At 70.6% G+C, this 15,837-nt stretch carries 11 protein-coding genes and 1 rRNA gene; 7 read left to right on the forward strand and 5 right to left on the reverse strand.

The annotated features are described in order from the left end of the window. Both V2J52_RS07835 and V2J52_RS07840 read right to left on the reverse strand, forming a co-directional pair. Nucleotides 1–65, reverse strand: a 16S ribosomal RNA gene (locus tag V2J52_RS07835); the annotation flags it as partial. Nucleotides 66–712: 647 nt separating this feature from the next. Continuing rightward, nucleotides 713–2,212, reverse strand: coding sequence for an NAD(P)-dependent malic enzyme (locus V2J52_RS07840; RefSeq protein WP_331227139.1), 1,500 nt, complete (start codon nt 2,210–2,212; stop codon nt 713–715). Between the two features lie 234 nt (nt 2,213–2,446). Here V2J52_RS07840 and V2J52_RS07845 point away from each other — a divergent pair, with 234 nt between their 5' ends. Continuing rightward, nucleotides 2,447–3,007, forward strand: a complete 561-nt coding sequence (locus tag V2J52_RS07845; protein ID WP_331227140.1) for a DoxX family protein — start codon at nt 2,447–2,449, stop codon at nt 3,005–3,007. Nucleotides 3,008–3,070: 63 nt separating this feature from the next. Here V2J52_RS07845 and gatB read toward each other — a convergent pair whose 3' ends face one another. From gatB to gatC, 3 genes are read right to left on the reverse strand one after another with little or no spacing between them, the layout of a single operon-like run. Next, complete coding sequence (gene gatB, locus V2J52_RS07850) at nt 3,071–4,579, reverse strand: Asp-tRNA(Asn)/Glu-tRNA(Gln) amidotransferase subunit GatB (protein WP_331227141.1); 1,509 nt, start codon at nt 4,577–4,579, stop codon at nt 3,071–3,073. Further along, on the reverse strand, nt 4,576–6,099 hold the full coding sequence (gene gatA, locus V2J52_RS07855) for an Asp-tRNA(Asn)/Glu-tRNA(Gln) amidotransferase subunit GatA (RefSeq protein WP_331227142.1): 1,524 nt from the start codon (nt 6,097–6,099) through the stop codon (nt 4,576–4,578). The genes gatB and gatA overlap by 4 nt, the downstream gene beginning before the upstream one ends. Further along, nucleotides 6,096–6,395: an Asp-tRNA(Asn)/Glu-tRNA(Gln) amidotransferase subunit GatC gene (gene gatC, locus V2J52_RS07860; RefSeq protein ID WP_331227143.1), complete on the reverse strand. Its 300-nt coding sequence runs from the start codon at nt 6,393–6,395 to the stop codon at nt 6,096–6,098. The genes gatA and gatC overlap by 4 nt, the downstream gene beginning before the upstream one ends. Nucleotides 6,396–6,462: 67 nt before the next feature. Between gatC and V2J52_RS07865 the strand changes: the two genes are divergently transcribed. The 6 genes from V2J52_RS07865 to V2J52_RS07890 all read left to right on the forward strand — a co-directional run bounded on the left by V2J52_RS07865 (nt 6,463) and on the right by V2J52_RS07890 (nt 15,835). Then, entirely contained in the window at nt 6,463–7,722 is a 1,260-nt protein-coding gene (locus V2J52_RS07865) for a phospholipase D-like domain-containing protein (protein ID WP_331227144.1), read from the forward strand. A 13-nt stretch (nt 7,723–7,735) separates the two neighbouring features. Continuing rightward, entirely contained in the window at nt 7,736–9,301 is a 1,566-nt protein-coding gene (locus V2J52_RS07870; protein ID WP_331227145.1) for an aspartate:alanine exchanger family transporter, read from the forward strand. Between the two features lie 64 nt (nt 9,302–9,365). Further along, a complete protein-coding gene (gene ligA / locus V2J52_RS07875) occupies nt 9,366–11,747 on the forward strand; it encodes an NAD-dependent DNA ligase LigA (protein ID WP_331227146.1) in 2,382 nt (793 codons plus the stop codon). 131 nt (nt 11,748–11,878) lie between these two features. After that, nucleotides 11,879–12,655 carry a DUF4184 family protein gene (locus V2J52_RS07880; RefSeq protein ID WP_331227147.1) on the forward strand — a complete coding sequence of 259 codons (777 nt, stop codon included), beginning with the start codon at nt 11,879–11,881 and terminating at the stop codon, nt 12,653–12,655. Nucleotides 12,656–12,827: 172 nt separating this feature from the next. Then, nucleotides 12,828–15,002 (forward strand): HNH endonuclease signature motif containing protein, encoded by a 2,175-nt coding sequence (locus V2J52_RS07885; RefSeq protein WP_331227148.1) that lies wholly within the window; start codon nt 12,828–12,830, stop codon nt 15,000–15,002. Nucleotides 15,003–15,112: 110 nt separating this feature from the next. Continuing rightward, nucleotides 15,113–15,835 (forward strand): SOS response-associated peptidase, encoded by a 723-nt coding sequence (locus tag V2J52_RS07890; protein WP_331227149.1) that lies wholly within the window; start codon nt 15,113–15,115, stop codon nt 15,833–15,835. Nucleotides 15,836–15,837 lie beyond the last annotated feature (2 nt).

Raw genomic sequence — 15,837 nt, forward strand, 5'->3', positions numbered from 1 at the left:
TCGACTTGCATGTGTTAAGCACGCCGCCAGCGTTCGTCCTGAGCCAGGATCAAACTCTCCGTAGAAAAACTTAGCCACCCACACCCCGAAAGGCACAGGCACCAACCATACGAAGACAACCCACAACCCCGAAGAGCCATGAGCCAATCCAGGCAACACCCACCCATAACAGGCAGATGATAACCAAAACAAAACAATAGACCCTAAGCACCACCAAACAACCCACCAAGACTGGCAGGCAGCTCAATGACACCCAGAATCATATGGCATCAAAAAACTTGGCACACTGTTGAGTTCTCAAGAAACAGACACACACCGTCCGAACCGACCTATCAAGACCAGATCCGAACCGGGGCAACCTCTTAACCTTACCTGAGCGACTTCACCTTGTCCAACCGGCTTGGCCGGCCATCGTGGTGATCTCGTCTCAAGTTGCCCGACTGTCAGTGGGATCGCCTGTGAGGCGATCTTCCAGACTGTCTGACCCGCGGGACCGGCCACCAAGCTCTGCGAGCTGCTGTCCGTGTCTCCCTTGCGGTGCTAGAGGATCATAGGCAGGCTCGGAACGCCTGGTCAAGCCGAGGCGGACGCTCACTGCAGGGCCAGAATCGGCCTGGTTGCTGGGTTCTGTGGCTTTCTACAGCGGGCGGTCCTGATCTTGTGAGGCAGCGCACAACGTCCCCATCAGACGTCGGAGCGGTGCCCGACCGCGTCATTCCAGCTGTTCCAGCGGTCCCCACGACGAGGCGCCGGCCGCTGCTGAGGTTGCCTTGAGCTCTGGGTCCCGACGCAGCTCCCCGATCGCCGTGCCGGTCTGCTGCTCCTCACGCTGCTCCGCGGCCAGGCCTCGCACGGCTTCCGCCACTGCCTCGGCAACCCGCGTGTCGAAGACGCCCGGGATGATGAACGAGGGGTTGAGCTCGCCCTCGCCCACGACGTCCGCGATCGCGACGGCGGACCGACGGAGGGTCTCCTCGCTGATCTGGTGTGCGCCAGCATCGAGCAACCCTCGGAAGAGGCCGGGGAACGCGAGCACGTTGTTGATCTGGTTCGGGTAGTCGCTGCGGCCGGTGGCAACGACGGTGGCATGCGCCGACGCGTCGATCGGGTCGACCTCCGGCGTCGGGTTGGCCAGTGCGAACACCACGGCGTCGCCGGCCATGCGGGCGACGTCCTCGCCGCTCAGGATGTTCGCGGCCGAGACGCCGATGAAGACGTCCGCGTCGACGAGGCCCTCCGGCAGCGTCCCTGCGAAGTCGCCCGGGTTGGTGTGCGCGGCGAGCCAGCTCCGGTTGTCGTCCGCGGGCTCCTCGCCCGGGCGGACCGGGCCGTCGATGTCGAAGCCGACGATGTGCCGGGCTCCCTGGGCGTACAGCAGCTTGATGACGGCCGAACCTGCAGCGCCGACACCACTGACGACGATGCGGACCTCGGACAGCTCCTTGCGCACCACCTTGAGCGCGTTGATGAGTGCGGCGAGGACGACGATGGCGGTCCCGTGCTGGTCGTCGTGGAACACCGGGATGTCGAGCTCCGCCCGGAGCCGGGCCTCGATCTCGAAGCACCGCGGCGCTGAGATGTCCTCGAGGTTGACGCCGCCATACACCGGGGCCAGCGCCTTGACGATCGCGATGATCTCCTCGGTGTCGGTGGTGTCCAGGCACACCGGCCACGCGTCGACGTCACCGAACTGCTTGAACAGCGCGGCCTTGCCCTCCATCACCGGCAGCGCCGCGGCCGGGCCGATGTTGCCCAGGCCCAGCACGGCCGTCCCGTCGGTGACGACGGCGACGGTGTTGCGCTTGATGGTCAGCCGCCGGGCGTCCTCGGGCCGCTCCGCGATCGCCAGGCAGACCCGTGCCACGCCTGGGGTGTAGGCACGCGACAGGTCGCGCCGGGTCCGCAACGGCACCTTGAGAGCAACCTCGATCTTCCCACCGAGGTGCATGAGGAACGTGGAGTCCGAGACCTTCAGTACCCGCACGCCGGGCAACCCGCCGAGCACCTCGACCACCTGCTCGCTGTGCGGGCCGTCGACGGTGTCGCAGGTGAGGTCGACAGTCAGCGTCGTCGTCGTGGAGTGGGCGATGTCGACGCCCGTCACTGACGCCCCGGTGGCAGCAGCCGCCGCCACCAGCTCACTTGTCGCCAGCTGCGACGCCGGGGTCTCGACGCGCATCGTGATCGTGTAACTCGGGCTCGGCATGACCACTGCGGCCGGCTCCTCTCGTCGGTGCACGCAGCGTCGCGTGCACCGTAAGTATCCGCCGCGCTCCTGGTGTTGTCCCGCAGGCACTCCGTGACGGCGCCACATTCCGTCCCCACCGGCTGCGCACGATTCTGCGACCGTGTCCAATCTCGGGACGTTAGCCCCATAACCGGGACAACCGGTGCAGCCAGGATTGTTCTCAACAGCCCGCACCGACCACCCAAGGAGAGCAGTCAGATGGCTACGAGGACCGTTCCGACGACAGTCCGCACCACCTCCCCGGCGACGAAGCCGATGTACATGGAGGACATCGTCACGCGCCCCGGCGTTCGCAAGACGCTGGCCGTCTCCCGCATCCTCATCGGCTGGGTGTTCTTCTGGGCCTTCATCGACAAGCTGTTCGGCCTCGGCTTCGCTACCCCGGCTGAGCGGGCCTGGATCAACGGTGGCACCCCGGCACAGGGGTACATCAACGGCATCGAAGGCCCGTTCGCCGGCTTCTTCCAGCTGTTCGCCAACCCGCTCGGGGACTGGCTGTTCATGCTCGGCCTGCTGGGGATCGGCGTCGCCGTGATGACCGGCGCCGGCCTGAAGGTCGCGGCCGTCACCGGCACCCTCCTCATGGCATTCATGTACCTGGCTGCCATCCCCGCGGTGCTCGGTGGCACCAACCCGGTCACCGACTCCCACGTCATGGAGGCGCTGCTGCTGATCATCCCGGCGGTGACGCTGGCTGGGGACCAGTGGGGGCTGGGCAAGTGGTGGGCCGGCAAGGTGGGCAACAGCTGGCTCCGCTGAGAACGCCGCGAGAGCAGACCCGTCCGTGGACAAGTCTGCTCTCGCGGCGTTTGGTGGTTCGGGTCAGGCCTCGGCGCGCTCCATGATGAGCTCGCGGACCCGGGCGGCGTCGGCCTGGCCGCGGGTCGCCTTCATAACGGCACCGACGATCGCGCCGGCGGCCTGGACCTTGCCGCCACGGATCTTGTCGAGGACGTCGGGGTTGGCGGCCAGCGCCTCGTCGACGGCGGTGATGAGCGCGCCGTCGTCGGAGACGACCTCCAGGCCACGGGCGACGACGACGGCCTCCGGGGCACCCTCCCCGGCGAGCACGCCGGCCAGCACCTGGCGGGCGAGCTTGTCGTTGATCCGGCCTGACTCGACCAGCGACGCCAGCTCGGCGACCTGGGCGGGGGTGACCGCCAGTGCCCCGAGCTCGACTCCCTCGGACCCGGCGGTACGAGCCAGCTCGCCCATCCACCACTTGCGAGCGGCGGCGGCATCGGCCCCGGCGGCCACCGTTGCCTCGATGAGGTCGAGCGCGCCGGCGTTGACGACGTCCCGCATCTCGGCGTCGGCGTAGCCCCACTCGCCCTGCAGCCGACGACGGCGCAGCGCGGGCAGCTCGGGCAGCGAGGCGCGGATCTCCTCGACCCACTCGCGGCTCGGGGCCACCGGCACGAGGTCCGGCTCGGGGAAGTAGCGGTAGTCGTCGGCGTCGGACTTCGGCCGGCCCGACGACGTCGTACCGGTGTCCTCGTGCCAGTGACGAGTCTCCTGGACCACTGCGCGACCGGCGTCGAGGACGGCGGCCTGGCGGGAGACCTCGTAGCGCACCGCGCGCTCGATGGACCGGAAGGAGTTGACGTTCTTGGTCTCGGTGCGGGTGCCCAGCGGGGCGTCCGGACCGGGCCGCAGCGAGACGTTGATGTCGGCGCGGACGTTCCCGCGCTCCATCCGGGCCTCCGAGACGCCGATCCCGCGAAAGAGGTCGCGCAGCGTGCTCACGTAGGCGCGAGCCACCTCCGGCGCGTTGACGCCGGTGCCGGTGATCGGGCGGGTGACGATCTCGACGAGCGGCACGCCGGCGCGGTTGTAGTCGACGAGGGAGTGCTCGGCGCCGTGGATCCGGTTGCCGGTACCGCCGACGTGGGTGTTCTTGCCGGCGTCCTCCTCCATGTGCGCGCGCTCGATGGGGATCGCGACCGTCGTGCCGTCCTCCAGCTCGATGTCGATCTCGCCGTCGAACGCGATCGGCTCGTCGTACTGCGAGGTCTGGAAGTTCTTCGGGACGTCGGGGTAGAAATAGTTCTTCCGGGCGAAGCGGCAGTTCTCGGCAATCTCGCAGCCGAGCGCGAGGCCGATCCGGATGGCGTACTCCACCGCGGTGCGGTTGAGGACCGGCAGCGTGCCGGGCAGTCCGAGGGAGACCGGGGTGACGTGGGAGTTCGGCGCCCCGCCGAACTCGTTGGGTGCGCCGTCGAACATCTTCGAGGCGGTCCCCAGCTCCACGTGCACCTCGATGCCGATGACGACGTCGTACCGGCGCAGGGCCTCGTCGAAGTCGACGAGCTCGGGCGTGGTGGCGGTCATCGGGAGACCTCCTCAGCGGTGGCGGTGGGCAGGAGGGACACGTCGGCAAGCAGCCGGTGACCGCGCTGCTGGTCGAGCAGCCGCTCGAGGACGGCGCCGACGCGATAGAGCCGGGCGTCCTGGCGGGCCGGGGCCAACGCCTGGAAGCCGACCGGCAGACCGTCGTCACTCAGCCCGCTCGGCACCGAGATGCCGGGGATACCGGCGAGGTTGGCGGGGATCGTGGCCACGTCCATGAGGTACATCGCCATCGGGTCGTCGATGCGCTCCCCGATGGGGAAGGCCGTCGTCGGTGTGGTCGGGGAGACGAGGAGGTCCGCCTGCTCGAAGGCCGCGGCGAAGTCGCGCTGGATGAGCGTGCGGACCTGCTGGGCGCTGCCGTAGTAGGCATCGTAGTGACCGGCCGACAGTGCGTGGGTGCCCAGGATGATGCGTCGCTTGACCTCGTCACCGAAACCGGCGCCGCGGGTCGCGCTCATGACGCGCTCGGCGGTCAGCGGCCCGTCGGCCGGCTCGACCCGGAGCCCGAAACGCATGCCGTCGAACTTCGCGAGGTTCGAGGACGCCTCAGCCGGCAGGATGAGGTAGTACGCGGCCAGTGCGTGGACGAAGCTCGGGCAGGAGACCTCGACGATCTCCGCGCCCGCGCCGCGCAGCAGCTCCAGGGCAGCCGCGAAGCTCGTCTCGACGCCGGACTGGTACCCCTCCCCGCCGAGCTCCTTGACGACGCCGAGGCGCAGGCCGCGCAGGTCCTGCGAAGCGGCCGCCGTGACGAGGTCGCCCACCGGGCCCGGCAGCGACGTCGAGTCGCGCGGGTCGTGACCGCCGATGAGCTCGTGCAGCAGCGCCGAGTCGAGCACGGTGCGCGACACCGGGCCGGCCTGGTCCAGGCTGGAGGCGAGCGCGATGAGGCCGTAGCGGGACACCCCGCCGTAGGTGGGCTTGACGCCGACCGAGCCGGTGACCGATGCGGGCTGGCGGATCGAGCCGCCGGTGTCGGTCCCGATGGCCAGCGGCGCCTCGAAGGCAGCCACGGCCGCAGCCGAGCCGCCGCCGGAGCCGCCGGGGATCCGGTCCAGGTCCCACGGGTTGCGGGTAGGGCCGAAGGCCGAGTGCTCGGTGGACGAGCCCATGGCGAACTCGTCGAGGTTGGTCTTGCCGAGGATCGGCAGCCCCGCCTCGCGCAACCGGGTGACGATCGTCGCGTCGTACGGCGGGACCCAGCCCTCGAGGATCTTGGAGGCCGCCGTCGTCGGCTGCCCCTTGGTGACGACGATGTCCTTGACCGCGATCGGCACGCCGGCGAGCGGGTGCAGCTCCTCGCCGCGCGAGCGGCGATCGTCGACGTCTCGGGCGGTGGCCAGCGCTTCCTCGCCGTTGACGTGCAGGAAGGCGTGGACGGCGCCGTCGACCTCCGCGATGCGGTCGAGGTGGGCCTGGGTGACCTCGGTGGAGCTGACCTCCCCCGCACGCAGCCGCTCGGACAGCTCGGCTGCGGTGGCCGTGATGAGCTCGGTCATGCGTCCTCCCCCAGGATCTGCGGCACCAGGAACTGGTCGTCCTGGCTCTGCGGCGCGCTGGCCATCGCGTCTGCCACGGAGAGCGGCTCCTCGACGACGTCGTCGCGCATGACGTTGGTCAGTGCGATCGGGTGGCTGGTGGCGGGGACGTCGGGGGTGACGACCTCACTGACCTGGGCGACGGCCGAGGCGATGACGTCGAGCTCGCCGGCGAGGCGTTCGACCTCCTGCTCCGTGAGGTCGATCCGGGCCAGGACGGCGACGCGCGCGACCTCGGCTGCAGAGATGGTGGACATGGCTGCCGAGTCTATCGCGCCACCCGGGCAACCCGGCCCGTCGGTCACGTCCTGACATAGTGGTGCCATGAGCCTGCACAGCCTCCACACCTGGATGCGTCCTCGGCTGCGGCGGGCCGCCAAGTGGTCCGTCCTCGGCCTCGCCGCTGCCCAGCTTGCTGCCGCCGCCACGGTGTGGGGCGTGGACTCGGTGCGCAAGCGCCGGGAGCCGCCCGGCGGCGAGTTTCCCCGCACCGACCCGCAGGCGGTCACCGTCGCCGACTCCGAGTTCACCGTCTACACCTACGGCGTCGACGTGTACCGGGCGATGCTCGAAGCGATCCGCGGGGCGAAGAAGTACATCTTCTTCGAGACCTACATCTGGAAGGCCGACCCGGTCGGTCAGGAGTTCAAGGACGAGCTCATCGCGGCGGCCGAGCGCGGCGTCGAGGTCTACGTGGTGTTCGACTCGTTCGGCAACCTCGTGGTGCCAGAGGCGTTCAAGCGCATCCCGGCGCCGGTCCACACGCTGCGCTTCCCGCTCATCCGGCCCGGCGTCCTCACGCTGAACATGCGCAAGTCCGGACGGAACCACCGCAAGATCGTCGTCGTCGACGGCGAGCAGGGCTTCGTCGGCGGCTACAACATCGGCGAGCTCTACGCGACGCAGTGGCGCGACACCCACCTCCGGGTCGAGGGCCCCGCGGTGTGGGAGCTCGACAACGCCTTCGTCGACTTCTGGAACGCCCACCGGCGCCCGCACCACCCCGAGCTCGAGGACCGCGGAGCACGGTCGTGGGACTCGCGGATCCAGGCGGCGCGCAACTCGCCGTCGTCCCTGCTGTTCCCGGTCCGCGGCAGCTACATCAACGCGATGGACCGGGCCACCGACCACGTGCTCCTCACCCAGGGCTACTTCATCCCGGACGTCGAGTTCATCGACGCCATGGTCGCCGCCACCCGGCGCGGGGTGGACGTGCGGGTGCTCATCCCCGAGGTCTCCAACCACGTGCTCGCCGACTGGGTGGCACGTTCGCTCTACAGCCGGCTGCTGCGCGCCGGCGTGACGATCTGGCTCTACCAGGGCGCGATGGTGCACGCGAAGACCGGCACCGTCGACGGGCGCTGGACGACCATCGGCACGACGAACATCGATCGGATGTCCATGCGCGGGAACTTCGAGATCAACCTCGAGGTCTACGACCGGGACCTCGCAGGACGGATGGAGCAGATCTTCGAGACCGACCTGTCCAACGCCCGCCAGCTCACCCTCGAGGAGTGGGAGTCCCGACCGTGGCACGTCCGGGTGATCGAGGAGCTGCTCCACCCGCTGCGGTGGCTCTTCTGACCGGCTGACGACGATGATCGATGCCCTTGTCGCCACCCCGCTGCTGACGATCATGCTCGTCGTGGCGCTGGGCACGCTGCTGGGCGCGGTCCCGTTCGGCCCGGTGCGCTTCGGCGCCGCGGGCGCGCTCTTCGTCGGGCTGGCCGTCGGCGCGCTCGACCCGCGCCTGGGGCTGGGACTGGAACTGGTGCAGACGCTGGGGCTGGCGTTGTTCGTCTACACCGTCGGGCTGGCGGCCGGGCAGACCTTCTTCCGCAACCTGCGTAGCCAGCTGGCGCTGATGGTCGCCGGGGTCGGGGTGCTCGCCGTCGTCGCGGGCCTCACCGTCGTCGCCGCCCGGGTGCTGGACGTCTCGCCCACGATGGCCGCCGGCGCCTTCGCCGGATCGCTCACCAGCACACCGGCGCTGGCCGCCGCGAGCACCGCTGCCGGCACCCAGGAGCCGGCGGTCGGGTACTCCCTGGCCTACCCGGTCGGTGTGGTCGTGACGATCGTCGTCGTCTCGCTCGTGCTCGCTCGGCGCTGGCCGGCCGGCCGCGACCACGTCCCGGCGGCCGGCATCAGCCTCGTCGACGTCAGTGTCGAGGTGGAGCACCCCGGCCCCCTCGACGACATCCCCGGGTTCACCGCCGGCGAGGTCCGGCTCTCCTACCTCTCGCGCGACGGCCGGACCCGGGTCGTCGGCGACGACGAGGAGCTACGTGCCGGGGACCGCGTCGTCGTCGTGGGTTCGCGGGACGCGGTCGCCGACGCCGTCACGCACCTGGGGCGACGGGTGCACGAGCACCTCGCGCACGACCGCAGCGTCGTCCACTTCCGGCGCTTCGTGGTGTCCGACCCGCAGATCGCCGGCCGTACCGTGCGGCAGGTCGACGTCCCCGGGCGGCTCGACGGCGTCGTCACCCGGGTGCGGCGCAGCGACGTCGACATCCTCGCCCACGACGACCTCGTCCTCCAGCTCGGTGACCGGGTACGGGTGGTGCTGCCGCGCGGCCGGCTGAGCGAGGCGTCGGAGTTCTTCGGTGACTCCGAGCGCGAGGTCAGCGAGATCGACGCACTGTCCCTCGGGGCCGGGCTCGCGGTCGGCCTGACGCTCGGGCTCCTCACCCTGCCGCTGCCGGGTGGTCTGGCCTTCGCGCTCGGCTCGGCGGCCGGACCGCTGGTCGTCGGGATGGTCCTTGGCCGGCTGCACCGCACCGGTCCGGTGGTGTGGGCGTTACCGACGGCGGCGAACCTCACGATCCGTCAACTCGGCCTGCTGCTCTTCCTCGGCACCACCGGTCTCGCCTCCGGGCAGGCGTTCGCGGCGCAGGCGGCGACGGCGCTCGGCCTGCGGGTGGTGCTGCTCGCGGTGATCCTCGTGACCGTGGCGGCCGTCGGCTTCGTGCTGCTGGCACGGCTGCTCGGCCAGAGCTCGGCCCGAGGCGCAGGTGCGCTGGCCGGGCTCGTGGGGCAGCCGGCGATCCTCGCCTACGCCAACTCGCGGATGACCGACGAGCGGATCGAGTCGGGCTACGCCGCGCTGTTCGCGCTGGGCATGGTGGCGAAGATCGTCCTCGTCCAGGTAGTGGTCGGCTGACCGCCGATGTCACCGCGAGCGCCGACATGCTGCGTGCGGGCCGCGGCTTCGTAGACTTGCCCGCGTGACAGCGACACCATCGGGCGACCCGGAGCAATCTCTCGACGAGGCACGGGCGGAGGCCCTCGAGCTATCCGAGCGGATCGAGCAGGCGCGCGAGGCGTACTACGGCCAGGACACCTCGCTCGTCGACGACGCGACCTTCGACGGCTGGATGCAGCGGCTCGAGGAGGTCGAGCGGCAGCACCCGGAGCTGCAGACACAGGACTCCCCCACCCAGCGCGTGGGGGCGCCCGGGGCGACCGCGCTACCGACCATCGAGCATGCCCAACCGATGCTCAGCCTGGACAATGCCTTCTCGCCGGAAGAGCTGGCCGAGTGGTGCGCGAAGACGCAGGCGGCGGCCGGGCGCCCGGTTGCCTGGCTCACCGAGCTGAAGATCGATGGGCTGGCGGTCTCGCTGCGCTACGAGCGGGGCGCGCTCACCTCGGCCGCCACCCGTGGTGACGGCCGTGTCGGCGAGGACGTCACGAGCAACGCGAAGCGGCTCGGCATCATCCCGGAGCGGCTCTCGGGCGAGGGCCACCCCCCTCTGGTGGAGGTGCGCGGTGAGCTGTTCATCCCCGTCGCCGCCTTCGAGGAGCTCAACGCCCTCCAGGCCGACCTGCGCGAGCGTGCCGTCGACGAGGCTCGCACCCGGTGGGAGGCACGGCCAGCGGGCACTCGTGGCCCCTTCGACGAGGACCGGGCACGCACCAGCGCAGAACGCCGGTTCCCGGCCTTCGCCAACCCGCGGAACGCCGCCAGCGGCGGGTTGCGGCAACAGCTCGACAAGAAGGAGGGGCTCGAGCTCGAGGCCGGCATCGCCAGGCTCCGTTCCCTGGCCTTGTTCGTCCACGGGTTCGGCGCCTGGGACGACCCGCCGGTGTCGGCGCAGAGCGAGGTGTACGAGCTGCTCGCCGGCTGGGGACTGCCGACCAACCCGAGGACCAAGGTGCTCGACGGCATCGAGGCGGTGCGTGACTTCGTCGAGCAATACGGGCGTGAACGCAACGAGGTCGAGTTCCAGCTCGACGGCGTGGTGGTCAAGGTCGACGAGTTCGCCCTGCACGCCGAGCTCGGCCAGACGAGCCGCGCGCCGCGCTGGGCGATCGCCTACAAGTACCCGCCCGAGGAGGTGCACACCCGGCTGCTCGACATCCGGATCGGCGTCGGTCGCACCGGCCGGGCCACGCCCTACGCGGTGATGGAGCCCGTGCACGTGGCCGGCACCACGGTGCGCCAGGCGACCCTGCACAACCAGGACGTCGTCAAGGCGAAGGGGGTACTCATCGGCGACACCATCGTGCTGCGCAAGGCAGGGGACGTCATCCCCGAGGTTCTCGGGCCGGTGGACGGTCGCCGGGACGGCACCGAGCGCGAGTTCGTCATGCCCGCGAACTGCCCCGAGTGCGGTACTCCCCTGCGTCCGATGAAGGAGGGCGACATCGACCTGCGGTGCCCGAACGCCCGTTCCTGCCCGGCACAGGTGCGCGGCCGGGTGGAGCACGCCGGCTCCCGTGGCGGGCTCGACGTCGATGCCCTCGGCGAGGTCACGGCGGCGGCACTCACCCAGCCCTCCAACCCCGCCGAGCCACCGCTGACCACCGAGGCAGGGCTGTTCGAGCTCGAGCTCGAGCAGCTCGTGCCGATCGAGGTGGTCGTGCGTGACGCCGAGACCGGCGAGCCTCGTGTCGACAAGGACGGTCAGCCGGTGCGCCGCGCGCCGTTCCAGCGCGTCGAGCTGACGTACCCACCGGGGTACGAGGACGCCACCATGGCCGAGCGTCGCAAGGCGGGCGTGAAGAAGGACTTCCGCAAGATCCACCCGTCGAAGCAGGCTCTGACGCTGCTGGAGGAGCTGGAGAAGGCCAAGACGAAGGAGCTCTGGCGCCAGCTCGTCGCGCTCAACATCCGGCACGTCGGCCCGGTCGCGGCCAGGGCGCTGGCTCAGCACTTCGGCTCGCTCCCCGCCATCCGCGCAGCTGAGCACGCCGAGCTGGCCGCGGTCGACGGCGTCGCCGGCATCATCGCCGACGCCGTCAAGGACTGGTTCGACGTCGACTGGCACCAGGAGATCGTCGAGCGCTGGACGGCAGCCGGGGTGCGCTTCGCCATCCCTGGTCACACCGGCCCCGGAGCTGCGACCAGCACCGGTGGAGTGTTGGACGGGCTCACCGTCGTGGTCACCGGCGCGCTCGAGGGCTACTCCCGCGACGGCGCCAAGGAAGCCGTCCTCGCTGCCGGCGGCAAGGCTGCCGGCAGCGTGAGCAAGAAGACCGACTACGTCGCCGCCGGTCCCGGCGCCGGCTCCAAGCTCGCCAAGGCAGAGGACCTCGGCATTCCCATCCTTGACGCCGCGCAGTTCCGTGTACTCGTCGAGCAGGGTCCCGCCGCGCTGGAGTGATCCCCTGGGTGGATGTGACCAGTACGAGCGAGCCCCTACGCTGTCCCCCGACGACCACCCCTGCCCCGTGCCCCACGGACCCGGCGCGGTCTTCAGACGACCGCTGGCTCCCGTCTTCGAGGTAGACCCCCATGCCCTTGACCTTTGCCCACCCTGCCGCCGTCCTGCCGCTCATGCGCGCACCGCTCGTGCCCACCGCCCTCGTGGCCGGAGCCCTCGCGCCCGACATGCCGTACTTCCTGCGAGCTCTGCGCATCCCCGTCAGCGCGCAGTCCTGGTGGGAGCCCTTCCTCAACCCCACGACGACGCATGACTGGCCTGGAGCAGTGACCGTAGGACTACCTCTGGCTCTCGTCCTCTACCTCGCCCTGGCATTCTGCGCGAGACCTGCCCAGTGGGCGCTGCCAGCCGGCTCCAGCGCCGAGGCCACCCGGCGGGCACCCAGGCCGTTGTGGCTCGGGTGGGTGGTGCTCTCGCTCGTGCTCGGCCTGCTGACCCACGTGGTCTGGGACTCGTTCACCCACGGCGACGGCTGGGTCGTGCAGAACCTCGCCACGCTGCGTGCCGACGCCGTCGGGTCCCTCAGCTGGGATCGTCTTCTCCAGCACCTGAGCACCGCCGTCGGCCTGATCGTGCTCCTGGTCGTCGCCTGGCGGCACCGTGGCACCTGGCTCACCTCCTCGGACACCGCGCGCCGCGTTCGGTTCTTACGAGTGATGGCGGTCGTCCTCGCCTCAGCCGTCGCCGGCATGATCGCCGTTGCCTCCGTGCGTCACGAGGCAGGTGCAGGAGCCGAGCACCTGCTCTCGAGCGCGGCGATCGGCGCCGGCCTCGGCGCGGCCGGCGCCGCTGCCGGTCTGTCCGTCCTGTGGTGGGTGGTCCGGCCGGACAAGCCGCGCACGAAGTAAGTAGGCGGCCCAGCGTCGGGTCATCGTCAAGGTGAAGGGCCGCGCGGGCGGCGATGTCAGTGCTCAGCGATAGCGTCTTGATCAGCAGGAACGCAGGCACCACCGTCGATGTCAGTGCTCACCGATAGCGTGGAAACAGGTTCAACGGCGCCGCTGCCGGGAGGGAGGGACGATGACCCTCCTCGATGACGTTCCCGAGCAGTACCTCCGCTGGATGGTCCTGCCCCGCCCCGTCGAGGGCCTGAGCCGCGACGAGCAGGCCACGTACCACCGCATGATGGACGCCCTCCTCGACGCCGCATACCTCGACGGCGATCTCGCCGGTGACGACGCAGCCGTGCCGGAGGAGACCGACGGCCCCGGTCAGTCCGGTGCTGCACCTGCGCCGATGATGACGGCTGACGACCTCGCTGCCCGGGCGCCGGACGCCGAGCTCGCCGGTGAGCTCGAGGCAATGAACGCCAGAGAGGCGGACGATGACACCCTCGTCGAGATGGCGGCCGCCTACCAGCGGCTAGCGGCATGGGCGAACGCCGGGCTCACCAGGATGGCCGGCGAGCTCGCGATCCGGCCGCTCGTCAACAGCCGGGGTGCGCTCCCGCACCCCGTCGACGCCGGCAACATGGCGGCCGACGAGCTCGCTCCTCGGCTCGGGATCTCGCGCTGGGCGGCGCGGCGAATGGTTCGCAACGGTCGAGGTTTCCGGGGAACCTTCGCCGACACCGGTCAGGCGCTCGTGACCGGGGACATCGACGTGCAGAAGGCTTCGACCATCGTGTCGATGCTCGAGGACTACTCGGCAGAGATGGCCTTCCGGGTCCAGCAGGAGGTCCTGCCCGACGCCGGCCTGCAGACCCACTCCCAGCTCGTCGCCGCGATCCGGCGGGCTGTCATCGCGCTCGCGCACGACGACGCCGACCACCTGCACGCCAAGGCGCGTGCCAAGCGCCGGGTCGACCATCCCCGCCAGCTACCCGACGGGATGGCCTCGATCCTGGCGATCCTGCCCGCCACCGAGGCCGCCACCCTCGACCTCGCGCTGGAGACCGCGGCCCGCACCGCACGTCAAAGGGGAGACCAGCGCACCCTCGACCAGCTCCGTGCCGACACCCTCGCGCTCATGGGCCACGCGGCGCTCGCGAACGGCTACGTCGGTCTGACGCCGACAGCGCCGCCGCCGGCTGCCTCCCCGACGCCGACTCCCGCTCCCGCTGCCGCTGCCGCTCCGGCTCCCACTCCCGCTGCCGCTCCCACTCCGGTTCCCACTCGCACTCCCGCTCCCGCTCCGACTCCCCCTCCCGCTGCTGCTCCGGCTCCCACTCCCCCTCCCGAGAGCAGGATTGTCGACGGCACCGGGGGCCCTGCCAGCCACGAGAGCCCCGCAGATCTCGCCGCGACCGACGCCCAGGGGACAGCTGTGCCCGGCATCGGTCCGACGGGGACCGCCGCGCCCAGCACCAGCACCAGCACCGAGGAGCCACCGTCGACGCAGGCCGACCCGATCGACGAGCCCGGTCGGCCACCCGACCGGTCCGGCGGCTGTCATCTGGCCTCGACGTTCATGCCGCTGGGCCGTATCGGCGGCAGCCGGGCCCGGATCAACGTCACGGTGCCGCTCTCGGTACTGCTCCCCCCGGACATCGCCCGGCAGCTCGGCCTGCCGGCAACCGCCGTCGGCCGATCCTCACCTTCCGCAAGCACCACGGACCCACCAGCCACCGCCTCGCCACCGCCCGGCTCGCCACCGCCCGGCTCGCCAGCCACCGGCTCGCCACCGCCCGGCTCGCCACCACTGACCGATGAGCACGACTCCCCCGCCGAGCTCGTGCCGCTGCCCGAGGAGGACGAGCTCCTCGCCTTCCTCGAGCGGGACCCGGTGGAGGTCGCCGAGCTCGAGGGCTACGGCCCGATCTCGCCGGCCGTCGCCCGCGCGGCAGCGATCGGTGGCACCTGGCGCCGGATCGTCACCGATCCGCTGTCCGGCATCGTGCTGGACCACGGCCGCACCCGATACCGGCCGCCGGCCGACCTCGCCGAGCTGGTCCGCCTCCGGGACGGGACCTGCGTGCGCCCGGGCTGCTCCAGCCCCGCCAGGATCTGCGAGCTCGACCACACCGTCGCATGGAGCAACAACGGGACCACCGCGCTGATCAACCTCGGCAACCTGTGCGTCCGTGACCACCTCATCAAGACCAGCGGTGCCTTCCAGCTCAAGCACCTCGGCGGCGGCGCCTTCGAGTGGACAACGCCCAGCGGCCACGTCTACCGCCGGGACCGCGGCGGACGGGTCACACTGCGCGGCGTCGTCCCGTCACGGCCACCGGACACCGGGCCGCTGCCGTTCTGACCGCCCCGCATCAGCGGCCAGCACAGGCGCCGTCTCCACCCTGGGGTGGACACCGGCAATCAGCCCAACGGTTGACGCCAGATGTCACCGCCACCTGGCACGCTGAGGACATGTGCGGTCGCTATGCATCGTTCCGTCAGGCCCAGGACATCGCTCGAGAGTTCGACGTCATCGAGATCACCGAGGAGGCCGAGTCGGTCCACCCATCGTTCAACGTCGCCCCGACGGACTCGGTGCGCGTCGTGCTCGAGCGCACCACCGATCGCAAGGACGGGCCGCTACGGCGCGAGATGCACGCCGCCCGCTGGGGCCTGGTGCCCGGGTTCGTGAGCGACCCGCGCAGCGGTCCACCACTCATCAACGCGCGGATCGAGACGGTCGCCGAGAAGCGTTCCTTCGCGAGCTCGTTGGTCACCCGGCGCTGCATCGTGCCCGGTGACGGCTACTTCGAGTGGCGCAAGGACAGCGCGGACCCGAAGAAGAAGACCCCCTTCTTCATCCACCGCGCCGACGCCGCCCCGCTCGCCTTCGCCGGTCTGTACGCCTTCTGGCGCGACCCCGCGAAGGAGGACGACGACCCCACCCGCTGGCTGCTCTCGACGACGATCCTCACCCGTCCGGCCCGGGCCGACCTCGCCGGCATCCACGATCGCGAACCGGTCGTCCTGCGCCGCAAGGACATCGCCCGGTGGCTGGACCCCACGCTGCAGGACGCCGAGGAGGCCCTCGGAGTTCCGCTGCCGAGCCGACCGCGCCTCGGTTTTCACCGCGTAGGGCCCGAGGTGGGCAACGTCCGCGTCGACAACCCGGCGCTCCTCGAGCCCGTGGACTGACC

It is taken from the genome of Georgenia sunbinii (assembly GCF_036421875.1).
GTDB lineage: Bacteria > Actinomycetota > Actinomycetes > Actinomycetales > Actinomycetaceae > Georgenia_B > Georgenia_B sunbinii.

Coding starts and splice junctions, on each gene's coding strand:
- V2J52_RS07845 (WP_331227140.1), top strand. CDS start 2,447: ATGGCTACGAGGACCGTTCCGACGACAGTCCGCACCACCTCCCCGGCG.
- gatB (WP_331227141.1), bottom strand. CDS start 4,579: ATGACCGCCACCACGCCCGAGCTCGTCGACTTCGACGAGGCCCTGCGC.
- gatA (WP_331227142.1), bottom strand. CDS start 6,099: ATGACCGAGCTCATCACGGCCACCGCAGCCGAGCTGTCCGAGCGGCTG.
- gatC (WP_331227143.1), bottom strand. CDS start 6,395: ATGTCCACCATCTCTGCAGCCGAGGTCGCGCGCGTCGCCGTCCTGGCC.
- V2J52_RS07865 (WP_331227144.1), top strand. CDS start 6,463: ATGAGCCTGCACAGCCTCCACACCTGGATGCGTCCTCGGCTGCGGCGG.
- V2J52_RS07870 (WP_331227145.1), top strand. CDS start 7,736: ATGATCGATGCCCTTGTCGCCACCCCGCTGCTGACGATCATGCTCGTC.
- V2J52_RS07880 (WP_331227147.1), top strand. CDS start 11,879: ATGCCCTTGACCTTTGCCCACCCTGCCGCCGTCCTGCCGCTCATGCGC.
- V2J52_RS07885 (WP_331227148.1), top strand. CDS start 12,828: ATGACCCTCCTCGATGACGTTCCCGAGCAGTACCTCCGCTGGATGGTC.
- V2J52_RS07890 (WP_331227149.1), top strand. CDS start 15,113: ATGTGCGGTCGCTATGCATCGTTCCGTCAGGCCCAGGACATCGCTCGA.